This is a genomic window from Streptococcus sp. SN3 (genome assembly GCF_030439905.1).
In genome coordinates this window covers 1-1,905 of sequence record NZ_JAQFJF010000020.1, presented here as the reverse complement: position 1 = coordinate 1,905, position 1,905 = coordinate 1, and the positions used below count along the sequence as shown (strand labels likewise).

General features: G+C 35.2%; 1 protein-coding gene and 1 pseudogene. Both read left to right on the top strand.

Annotation, left to right across the window (positions count from 1 at the left end):
• Positions 1-179 precede the first annotated feature (179 nt).
• Positions 180-227 (top strand): annotated as a pseudogene (locus PCY71_RS14990) (hypothetical protein); the annotation flags it as partial.
• 15 nt (positions 228-242) lie between these two features.
• Positions 243-1,905 (top strand): TetM/TetW/TetO/TetS family tetracycline resistance ribosomal protection protein (tet, locus tag PCY71_RS14880; RefSeq protein ID WP_301412812.1); only part of this gene is annotated, 1,663 nt, incomplete at its 3' end.

Sequence of the window (1,905 nt, the reverse complement as noted above, 5' to 3'; positions counted from 1 at the left end):
GCAAGGTATTCTTAAATAAACTGTCAATTTGATAGTGGGAACAAATAATTGGATGTCCTTTTTTAGGAGGGCTTAGTTTTTTGTACCCAGTTTAAGAATACCTTTATCATGTGATTCTAAAGTATCCAGAGAATATCTGTATGCTTTGTATACCTATGGTTATGCATAAAAATCCCAGTGATAAAAGTATTTATCACTGGGATTTTTATGCCCTTTTGGGTTTTTGAATGGAGGAAAATCACATGAAAATTATTAATATTGGAGTTTTAGCTCATGTTGATGCAGGAAAAACTACCTTAACAGAAAGCTTATTATATAACAGTGGAGCGATTACAGAATTAGGAAGCGTGGACAAAGGTACAACGAGGACGGATAATACGCTTTTAGAACGTCAGAGAGGAATTACAATTCAGACAGGAATAACCTCTTTTCAGTGGGAAAATACGAAGGTGAACATCATAGACACGCCAGGACATATGGATTTCTTAGCAGAAGTATATCGTTCATTATCAGTTTTAGATGGGGCAATTCTACTGATTTCTGCAAAAGATGGCGTACAAGCACAAACTCGTATATTATTTCATGCACTTAGGAAAATGGGGATTCCCACAATCTTTTTTATCAATAAGATTGACCAAAATGGAATTGATTTATCAACGGTTTATCAGGATATTAAAGAGAAACTTTCTGCCGAAATTGTAATCAAACAGAAGGTAGAACTGTATCCTAATATGTGTGTGACGAACTTTACCGAATCTGAACAATGGGATACGGTAATAGAGGGAAACGATGACCTTTTAGAGAAATATATGTCCGGTAAATCATTAGAAGCATTGGAACTCGAACAAGAGGAAAGCATAAGATTTCAGAATTGTTCTCTGTTCCCTCTTTATCATGGAAGTGCAAAAAGTAATATAGGGATTGATAACCTTATAGAAGTTATTACTAATAAATTTTATTCATCAACACATCGAGGTCCGTCTGAACTTTGCGGAAATGTTTTCAAAATTGAATATACAAAAAAAAGACAACGTCTTGCATATATACGCCTTTATAGTGGAGTACTACATTTACGAGATTCGGTTAGAGTATCAGAAAAAGAAAAAATAAAAGTTACAGAAATGTATACTTCAATAAATGGTGAATTATGTAAGATTGATAGAGCTTATTCTGGAGAAATTGTTATTTTGCAAAATGAGTTTTTGAAGTTAAATAGTGTTCTTGGAGATACAAAACTATTGCCACAGAGAAAAAAGATTGAAAATCCGCACCCTCTACTACAAACAACTGTTGAACCGAGTAAACCTGAACAGAGAGAAATGTTGCTTGATGCCCTTTTGGAAATCTCAGATAGTGATCCGCTTCTACGATATTACGTGGATTCTACGACACATGAAATTATACTTTCTTTCTTAGGGAAAGTACAAATGGAAGTGATTAGTGCACTGTTGCAAGAAAAGTATCATGTGGAGATAGAACTAAAAGAGCCTACAGTCATTTATATGGAGAGACCGTTAAAAAATGCAGAATATACCATTCACATCGAAGTGCCGCCAAATCCTTTCTGGGCTTCCATTGGTTTATCTGTATCACCGCTTCCGTTGGGAAGTGGAATGCAGTATGAGAGCTCGGTTTCTCTTGGATACTTAAATCAATCATTTCAAAATGCAGTTATGGAAGGGATACGCTATGGTTGCGAACAAGGATTATATGGTTGGAATGTGACGGATTGTAAAATCTGTTTTAAGTACGGTTTATACTATAGCCCTGTTAGTACTCCAGCAGATTTTCGGATGCTTGCTCCTATTGTATTGGAACAAGTCTTAAAAAAAGCTGGAACAGAATTGTTAGAGCCATATCTTAGTTTTAAAATTTATGCGCCACAGGAATATCTTTCACGAGCAT